General features: G+C 68.0%; 9 protein-coding genes. 7 read left to right on the top strand and 2 right to left on the bottom strand.

Features of this window, described 5'->3' with window-relative positions:
- Positions 1-103 (bottom strand): superoxide dismutase [Ni] (locus ABZZ22_RS26390; protein WP_354938327.1); only part of this gene is annotated, 103 nt, incomplete at its 3' end.
- Positions 104-157: 54 nt separating this feature from the next.
- Between ABZZ22_RS26390 and ABZZ22_RS26385 the strand changes: the two genes are divergently transcribed.
- The 4 genes from ABZZ22_RS26385 (at position 158) to ABZZ22_RS26370 (ending at position 4,761) form a co-directional block, all read left to right on the top strand.
- Positions 158-508, top strand: a complete 351-nt coding sequence (locus ABZZ22_RS26385) for a S24/S26 family peptidase (RefSeq protein ID WP_354938324.1) — start codon at positions 158-160, stop codon at positions 506-508.
- A 189-nt stretch (positions 509-697) separates the two neighbouring features.
- On the top strand, positions 698-1,900 hold the full coding sequence (locus tag ABZZ22_RS26380) for an NADP-dependent malic enzyme (RefSeq protein WP_354938321.1): 1,203 nt from the start codon (positions 698-700) through the stop codon (positions 1,898-1,900).
- A gap of 150 nt (positions 1,901-2,050) precedes the next feature.
- On the top strand, positions 2,051-3,019 hold the full coding sequence (locus ABZZ22_RS26375; RefSeq protein ID WP_354938318.1) for a zinc-binding dehydrogenase: 969 nt from the start codon (positions 2,051-2,053) through the stop codon (positions 3,017-3,019).
- A gap of 215 nt (positions 3,020-3,234) precedes the next feature.
- Positions 3,235-4,761, top strand: a complete 1,527-nt coding sequence (locus tag ABZZ22_RS26370) for an MDR family MFS transporter (RefSeq protein WP_354938316.1) — start codon at positions 3,235-3,237, stop codon at positions 4,759-4,761.
- A 73-nt stretch (positions 4,762-4,834) separates the two neighbouring features.
- Here the strand turns inward: ABZZ22_RS26370 and ABZZ22_RS26365 are convergent, their stop codons facing one another.
- The gene (locus ABZZ22_RS26365; protein WP_354938313.1) at positions 4,835-5,470 is read right to left on the bottom strand and encodes a TetR family transcriptional regulator; all 636 of its coding nucleotides are present in this window, start codon (positions 5,468-5,470) and stop codon (positions 4,835-4,837) included.
- A 146-nt stretch (positions 5,471-5,616) separates the two neighbouring features.
- Between ABZZ22_RS26365 and ABZZ22_RS26360 the strand changes: the two genes are divergently transcribed.
- The 3 genes from ABZZ22_RS26360 to ABZZ22_RS26350 are packed head-to-tail and all read left to right on the top strand — an operon-like array spanning position 5,617 to position 8,121.
- Positions 5,617-6,711, top strand: a complete 1,095-nt coding sequence (locus ABZZ22_RS26360; RefSeq protein ID WP_354938310.1) for an iron-sulfur cluster-binding domain-containing protein — start codon at positions 5,617-5,619, stop codon at positions 6,709-6,711.
- A gap of 22 nt (positions 6,712-6,733) precedes the next feature.
- Positions 6,734-7,858 carry an acyl-CoA desaturase gene (locus ABZZ22_RS26355; RefSeq protein ID WP_354938307.1) on the top strand — a complete coding sequence of 375 codons (1,125 nt, stop codon included), beginning with the start codon at positions 6,734-6,736 and terminating at the stop codon, positions 7,856-7,858.
- A gap of 59 nt (positions 7,859-7,917) precedes the next feature.
- Entirely contained in the window at positions 7,918-8,121 is a 204-nt protein-coding gene (locus ABZZ22_RS26350) for a hypothetical protein (RefSeq protein ID WP_354938304.1), read from the top strand.
- Positions 8,122-8,257: the final 136 nt, after the last annotated feature.

Here is an 8,257-nt window from a genome sequence, read left to right as displayed (position 1 = left end):
CGGACTCGGCCTCGATGCGGGCCTGGGCGGGGTCATAGACGCCGCAGGGCAGGTCGCAGTGGGCCGAGACCTCGATGGTGGGAGCGAAAAGTCGCGCGAACATGCGGGTCCTCTCAAAGAGTGTTCATGTGTCCTACTGATTGCGACACTACTCCGCATGGATGACATCGCGACCAGGGCACCCCGACACGCCTGGGGGATGGCGAAGGTCGTTGGAGACTCGATGGTGCCGACGCTGCGGGCAGGGGACCGGTTGTGGGTCTCCTACCGGCGTACGCCGGAGCCCGGGTCTGTGGTCGTCGCCCGGCTCGCCGACGGCGTGGTCGTGGTGAAGCGCGCGGTGGAGCGGCGTACGACCGCGTCCGGTCGCCCCGGGTGGTGGCTGCTCTCGGACAACCCGGCCGCCCCGGGAGTGGTCGACTCCCGTCATCGCGGGCCTGTGGTGGACGCCGACGTGATCGCTGTGGTCGTGGGCCGACTCTGGCCGCGCCCGCGCATCCTGAGGTGAATCTCTGGACGAGGGCTCCAGATGAGGGCTTGGTCACCTTGTAGGAAACGTCAACCGCTTCCTCCGGTAGCCTGTGGGAAACTGCCATCCGGGCATCACATCCTGTAGATGGCGCCATGCGCGGCTCCACCCCTCGGCTCGCGTTCGAACGCCCGACGTCCCGAGTCCGAAGTTTTCTGGAGGCCCCCAATGACCGAGTCCACCCTGTCCACCGAACCCACCGCGACCGCCGCCTATGACGGCGACCCGGTGTTCGAGCTCCACCGTGGCGGCAAGATGGCGATCGCGGCGACCGCATCGGTCTCCGACCGGGCATCGCTGTCGATGGCGTACACCCCCGGTGTCGCGCGAGTCTGCACCGCGATCGCCGAGCAGCCGGAGCTGGCCCGCACCTACACCTGGGTGCCGAACACCGTCGCGGTCGTCACCGACGGCACCGCGGTGCTCGGTCTGGGGGACATCGGCCCGGCCGCCGCGATGCCGGTGATGGAGGGCAAGGCGGTGCTGTTCAAGGAGTTCGGCGGCGTCGACTCGATCCCGATCTGCCTGGACACCACCGACGTCGACGAGATCGTCGAGACGGTCATCCGGATGGCGCCGAGCTTCGGTGGCATCAACCTCGAGGACATCTCCGCGCCGCGTTGCTTCGAGATCGAGGACCGCCTCAAGGAGGCGCTCGACATCCCGGTCTTCCACGACGACCAGCACGGCACCGCCGTGGTCACCCTGGCCGCGCTGATGAACGCGCTGAAGCTGACCGGCCGCAACCCGGAGTCGACCCGCGTGGTCATCTCGGGCGCCGGTGCCGCAGGCGTGGCGGTCGCCAAGATCCTGCTCGAGTTCGGCATCAACGACCTCGTCCTGCTCGACCGCAAGGGCGTCATCTCCTCCACCCGCTCCGACCTGACCGCCTCGAAGAAGGCGATCGCCGAGGTGACCGCGGACATCGCCGGCCGCACCGGCTCTCTGGCCGACGCGCTCGCCGGTGCCGACGTCTACGTCGGTGTCTCCGGTGGCACCGTCCCCGAGGCGCTCGTTGCGACCATGGCCGAGCAGGCGATCGTCTTCGCGATGGCCAACCCGAACCCGGAGATCCACCCCGACGTCGCGCACAAGTACGCGAGCATCGTCGCCACCGGTCGCTCGGACTTCCCCAACCAGATCAACAACGTGCTCGCCTTCCCCGGCATCTTCCGGGGCGCGATCGACGTCCACGCCTCCTCGATCACGGAGGGCATGAAGCTCGCCGCTGCTCAGGCGCTGGCGGCGCTGGTCGAGGACGACCTGTCGGAGGTCAAGATCATCCCCGAGCCCTTCGACCCCCGCGTCGGCCCCGCCGTTTCGGCGGCCGTCGCCGAGGCTGCTCGCGCCGACGGCGTCGCCCGCGCCTGACCCGCCGACTCGGCTCGTTCTGACGTCTCAGGTCGTCGAGTCGGCTCGTTCTGACGAGCCGACTCGGCGCCTGATGGTGTCAGGATGAGCCGACTCGGCGGGTTTGGAAGGGGCAGATACGCCGGGTCGCGGTTCGGTAGGGTCGGGCGCATGTTCGCTGCGTACGCCGAGAAGTTCTCATCCGACGACCCGATCTCCGGCCTGGTGCTGGGCGAGCGGCCCGACCCGGTAGCGCCGGACGGGTGGACGACGGTCACCGTCAAGGCGGCCTCGCTCAACCACCACGACCTGTGGTCGCTGCAGGGGGTCGGGCTCAAGGCCGAGGCGCTGCCGATGATCCTGGGCTGCGACGCGGCCGGGCTCGACGAGGACGGCAACGAGGTCGTGGTGCACTCGGTGATCTCCTCGCCCGACTGGACCGGCGACGAGACCATCGACCCGAAGCGGTCGCTGCTCTCCGAGCGCCACCAGGGCACCTTCGCCGAGAAGGTCGTCGTGCCGCGGCGCAACGTGGTGGCGAAGCCCGACGGCATGTCCTTCGAGGAGGCGGCCTGCCTGCCGACGGCGTGGCTGACGGCCTACCGGATGCTGTTCACCCAGGGCGGGCTCAAGGCGGGCGACTCGGTGCTGGTGCAGGGCGCCGGCGGGGGAGTGGCGACGGCGGCGATCACGCTCGCGCGGGCGGCCGGCCTGAAGGTCTACGCCACCTCGCGCGACGAGGCGAAGCAGAAGCGCGCCCTCGAGCTCGGCGCCCACGAGGCGCTGGCATCGGGCGAGCGGCTGCCGGTGAAGGTCGACGCCGTGATCGAGACCGTCGGCCGGGCGACCTGGAAGCACTCGGTCCGCTCGCTGCGACCGGGCGGGGCGATCATCATCAGCGGCACCACATCCGGGGCAAACCTCGACGACGCGCTGCTGACCAACATCTTCTTCCTGCAGCTCAAGGTGATCGGCTCGACGATGGGCACCCGCAACGAGCTGGCGAGTCTGGTCTCCCTCCTCGAGGCGACCGGCACCCGCCCGCTGATCGACCGCACCATGCCGCTGACCGAGGCCAAGGCCGGCTTCGAGGCGATGCACGCCGGTGACCTCTTCGGGAAGGTCGTCTTCACCCTTTGACACAGCACGCTGTGACGTAGCCCGATGTGACGCAGCGCAATGTGACGTACGGAATATCGTTCGACTCTTCCCGGTTCTGCAAGGGACCATTGAGTGTCATTGCCTGGGGCTCGCAAAGTTTCTCGTGGCGTGATGTCGAAATCGGCCCCGCCCGTTCGATGTATGTATGAGAGCGGGCGGCAACGGGCCCCTGCGTACGACCCGAGGAACTCGCCATGACTGCTGCCGTCACAACATCGCACCGTCCCGTGGACGGTGAGAAGCGGCGTACGCCTGCCGTCATCACCCTGCTCGTGCTGGCCACCTTCGTGGTGATCCTCAACGAGACGATCATGCTCAACGCGATCCCGAACCTGATGAACAGCTTCGGGGTCACCGAGCACGCTGCCCAGTGGGTCTCGACCGCGTTCATGCTGACCATGGCGTCGGTGATCCCGGTGACCGGCTGGTTCCTGCAGCGGGTGACGACCAGGATGGCGTACGCCACGGCGATGGGCGTCTTCATCGCCGGCACCTTGATCTCGGCGATAGCGCCGGTCTTCGGCATCCTGCTCGCCGGCCGGGTCATCCAGGCGGCGGGCACCGCGGTGATGATGCCGCTGCTGATGACCACGCTGATGACCGTCGTCGACGAGAGCGACCGGGGCCGGGTGATGGGCAAGGTCACCATGGCGATCTCGGTGGCGCCGGCATTGGGGCCGACGATCTCCGGTCTGATCCTGAGCTTCGGCTCGTGGCGGCTGCTCTTCCTGCTGGTCCTGCCGATCGCGATCGGCGTGGCCTGGTCCGGGCTGCGCCGCCTGGAGAACGTCGGGGAGACCTCGAAGACGAGCGTGGACTGGGCATCGGTGATCATCGCCGCGCTCGGGTTCGGATCGCTCGTCTACGGACTCAGCCGGTTCGCCGAGGGTGAGGTCGGGCGTCCGGTGGGCATCGTCGCCTTCGGCGCGGTGCTGATCCTCGCGTTCGTTCTCCGCCAGCTGCGGCTGCAGCGCGTCGGCTCGCCGCTGCTGGACCTGCGCGCCTTCCTGCACCCGACCTTCACCAAGTCGCTGGTCCTGATGGCGATCGCGTTCCTGGCGATGATGGGCTCGATGATCCTGCTGCCGCTCTACCTGCAGAACGTGCGTGGGCTCACCCCGCTCTACACCGGTCTCCTGGTGATGCCGGGCGGTCTCGCGATGGGTCTCCTCGGGCCGACCGTCGGGCGGATCTTCGACGCGCGCGGTGGCCGCGTGCTCGTCATCCCGGGCTCCGTCGGCATCGTGGTCGCTCTCGCCGGGCTCTCCCAGATCTCGCTCACCACGCCCTACTGGAGCATCCTGGTGCTGCACCTGATCCTGATGGTCAGCCTGGCCGCGGCCTTCACCCCGGTCTTCACCCTCGGCCTCGGGTCGCTGCCGTCCCATCTCTACTCCCACGGCTCCTCGATCCTGGGCACGCTCCAGCAGGTCGCGGCCGCGTTCGGCACCGCCCTGGCGGTGACCGTGATGGCGGTACGCAGCGACCAGGTCATCGACGAGGTCGGTGCAGTCGCTGCCCAGGTCAGCGGCCTGCAGGCCGCCTTCATGGTCAGCGCCGCGCTCGCAGTGGTCGTGGTCGTGATGGCTGTCATGCTGCCCGCTCGGGCAGAGTCGCCTGCCGAGCCCGCTGAGCCCGACGAGGAGCCTGGTGCCGATCTCGATGCCGAGCTCGCCGAGCTGTGCGAGCACGGACGTGAGGCGACCGCCTGCGGTTGCTGAGGCAGATGCTTCGGTAGGCCCAAGGAATGTGTAGGAACACCCGGTTAACCGGGTGTTCCTACACATTTGGGGCTCATCCCTCGGACCGCCACTGGTAGACGCCGATCAGCAGCATCCGCAGCTGGGTCCGCACGGTGGCGACGATCTGCTTCTCCTGCTCGGGGTGGCTGGTGGAGAGGATCTGCTCGGCGGTCGCGACCAGGACGGTGACGAACAGCGACGAGAGCACGTGCAGGTCCTTCGCGGTCCACGTGGCCGTGCCGGCCATCCGCGCCAGGTCGGTGGCGAGCTCTCGCTCGCAGAGCTCGATCTCGCGCTGGATGGCCTCGCGCACCGAGCGTGGCCCGGCGACGCGCTCGCGCGCGATGAACCCGAAGTGGTTGCGGCGCCGATGGACGTGGTCGACGAGCGCGTCGATCGAGCCGTCGACGATGTCCTTGTCGGCCTGGGCGTGGCGGCGTACGTCACGGAACAGGTCTCGTAGGGAGTCGAAGGACTCCTCGACCAGCGCCAGCCCGAGCGACTCGATGGAGTCGAAGTGGCGGTAGAACGCCGTCGGCACGATCCCGACCTGCTTGGCGACCTGACGTAGGGAGAGCGCGGTCAGGGAACTGTCGGAGCAGAGCTCCAGCGTCGCGTCCAGGATCGCTCGCCGGGTCCGGAGCTTGCGCTCCGCACGGCTTTCCGGCTCCGCACCTGTCTCGATCACCAGACCATCCTAGGGGCAGCGACCGGCGCGATGTCAGGTGCACACCTGTACACCGTGATTTGGGCCACGCGGGCAGCGTCTTGACGCGTACGGCACGGACCAGCCATTGTTGTCGGTGTACAGATGTTCACTGAAAGGCGAAACACATGGCACTCGACCTCGGCGGCCGGATCCTCCGCTCCCGCACGGTTGCGGCGCTCGCCTCCCCGCATGGCATCGACCGCTACCTCACCCAGATCAACCCGATGCTGGCAGCGCACGAGGTGCGCGCTCGCATCACCGACATCCACCCGGAGGTCAGCGCGCCTGGCGCGCCCCGGGTGGCGACCGTGACTCTCCAGCCCACCTCGACCTGGCGCGGACACCGCGCCGGTCAGCACGTCAGCGTCGGCATCGACACGGGGGAGGGGCGGCGTACCACCCGCGTCTTCACCGTCTCCAACACCGAGAGCAAGCCGGGCGAGCCGCTCACCATCACGGTGCGCGCCCACGAGGACGAGCACGCGACCCCCTACAGCATCTCCAAGTTCCTGACCGAGCGGGCCACGGTCGGCACCCTGGTGCACCTGTCTCAGGCGGAGGGCGACTTCGTCCTCCCCGATCGTGTGCCCGAGCACATCGTCCTGATCTCGGGCGGCTCCGGCATCACTCCGGTGATGTCGATGCTGCGCTCCCTGCAGCGGCGTACGCACCGGGGCAAGGTCACCTTCCTGCACTGGGCGCCCAGCCCCGACCGCCAGATCTTCGCCGCCGAGCTCGACGAGATCCGTCGCCAGGGTCACGGCATCGACCTGCACCTCCTCCACACCGCCGAGGGGGCGCCCTACCTCTCCCCGGCGCTGCTGGAGAAGCTCGTCCCGGGCTACCGCGAGGTGCCGACATGGGCCTGCGGGCCGGCGTCGCTCATCGAGGCGGCCCAGGCTGCGTACGACGGGACCGAGTCGCTCCGCGTGGAGTACTTCAAGCCGCCCAGGACAGCGGGCGTCGCCGGCGGCGAGATGGAGTTCGCGCGCACCGGTAGGTCCGTCGCCAACGACGGCGCGACGATCCTCGACCAGGCCGAGGCCGCGGGGCTGACCCCCGAGTCCGGCTGCCGGATGGGGATCTGCTTCTCCTGCACGACCAACAAGAGCTCCGGACGGGTCCGCAACGTCCTGACCGGCGAGACCTCCGAGCTCCCTGACGAACAGATCCGGATCTGCGTGAGCACGCCCGAGGGCGACTGCTCCGTGGACCTCTGACGATTCCCTCGAGGAGATACCCATGACCACTGTTGAGAACACCGGAAACCGCAGACTGAGCCCCGAGGAGCTGGAGTCGTTCGGCGCCGAGATGGAGGCCATCCGCCAGCGGATCGTCGCCGACCTGGGCGAGGAGGACTCGGCGTACATCTACGACATCGTCAAGAAGCAGCGCGCCTTCGAGCTCGCCGGCCGCGCGCTCTTCTATCTGCCTGTGATCGGGTGGGTCCCGGCGGTCGCGTGCCTGTCGATCTCCAAGATCCTCGACAACATGGAGATCGGGCACAACGTCATGCACGGCCAGTACGACTGGATGGGCGACCCCCACCTCAACTCGCGCATGTTCGACTGGGACACGATGGCGCCGGCCGAGAACTGGAAGTACGGCCACAACTACATGCACCACACGTTCACCAACATCGTGGGCAAGGACCGCGACGTGGGCTACGGCGTCCTCCGGATGGACGAGGACCAGAAGTGGCACCCGTACTACCTCGGCAACCCGCTGTACGCCTTCCTGCTGATGACGTTCTTCGAGTGGGGTGTGGCGATGCACGACCTCGAGGTCGACGAGCTCGTCGCCGGTCGCCGCACCTGGGCCGAGAACAAGGAGATCGGCGCCCGGATCTGGCGCAAGGTGAAGAAGCAGACGCTGAAGGACTACGTCCTCTTCCCGCTGCTCACCGGTCCGCTCGCGCCGCTCACGTTCGCGGGGAACTTCACCGCCAACATCATCCGCAACGTGTGGACGTTCAACATCATCTTCTGTGGGCACTTCCCGGCCGGTGTCGCCTCCTTCTCCCAGGAGGAGTGCGAGGACGAGACCCAGGGCCACTGGTACTACCGCCAGCTGCTCGGCTCCGCCAACATCACCGGTAGCCGCACCTTCCACATCATGTCCGGCAACCTGTCCCACCAGATCGAGCACCACCTCTTCCCCGACCTCCCCGCGCGCCGCTACCCGGAGATCGCCGAGGAGGTCCGTGAGATCTGCGAGCGCTACGGCCTCTCCTACAACACGGGCCCGCTGCACCGGCAGCTGTTCGGCGTCTTCAAGAAGATCTGCAAGTTCGCCCTCCCTGACCGCAAGAAGCCCGCTGCTGCCGACGTGCGGAGCGCCCCGGCCCTCGAAGGGGTCGCGGCATGAGCGAGCGTCAGCGAGGGACCAGTGGCGGCATAGCGGCTGACCAGCCACAATGGGTTGTCATGGAGCCCGAGCTGAGCAAGAACGAGATCCGCAAGGATGTCGCCCAGAGCGCCGTCGAGGTCACCGCCACCACGGTCGGCCAGGTCACCATGATCATCACCGGCGCCGTACGTGACGTAGCGGGCGCCGTCGGAGGCCTCGCCACCGAGCTCTTCGAGCTCCGCGCCGCCGCCAAACGAGCCGAGAAGGACCTCCCCGAATAGGTAGTTCTGGCGGGTCGAGTCGGTAGTTCTGGACGCCGAAACTGTAGTTGTGGGCGACGAAACTGTGGTTTCGTGGGCCCCCACAGTATTATAGGGGCCCCGCACACACCATAAGGGGGGGCCCAACAAAAGTTTT

Origin of the sequence: Nocardioides sp. NPDC006273 (assembly GCF_040613495.1) — a bacterium.
GTDB lineage: Bacteria > Actinomycetota > Actinomycetes > Propionibacteriales > Nocardioidaceae > Nocardioides.
Note: the sequence above shows the minus strand (reverse complement) of the source record. Positions and strands in the feature narration are given on the sequence as shown.

Bases quoted from the DNA above. Each gene is read 5' to 3' on its own strand.
- ABZZ22_RS26385 (WP_354938324.1), top strand. From the start codon at position 158: ATGGATGACATCGCGACCAGGGCACCCCGACACGCCTGGGGGATGGCG.
- ABZZ22_RS26380 (WP_354938321.1), top strand. From the start codon at position 698: ATGACCGAGTCCACCCTGTCCACCGAACCCACCGCGACCGCCGCCTAT.
- ABZZ22_RS26375 (WP_354938318.1), top strand. From the start codon at position 2,051: ATGTTCGCTGCGTACGCCGAGAAGTTCTCATCCGACGACCCGATCTCC.
- ABZZ22_RS26370 (WP_354938316.1), top strand. From the start codon at position 3,235: ATGACTGCTGCCGTCACAACATCGCACCGTCCCGTGGACGGTGAGAAG.
- ABZZ22_RS26360 (WP_354938310.1), top strand. From the start codon at position 5,617: ATGGCACTCGACCTCGGCGGCCGGATCCTCCGCTCCCGCACGGTTGCG.
- ABZZ22_RS26355 (WP_354938307.1), top strand. From the start codon at position 6,734: ATGACCACTGTTGAGAACACCGGAAACCGCAGACTGAGCCCCGAGGAG.
- ABZZ22_RS26350 (WP_354938304.1), top strand. From the start codon at position 7,918: ATGGAGCCCGAGCTGAGCAAGAACGAGATCCGCAAGGATGTCGCCCAG.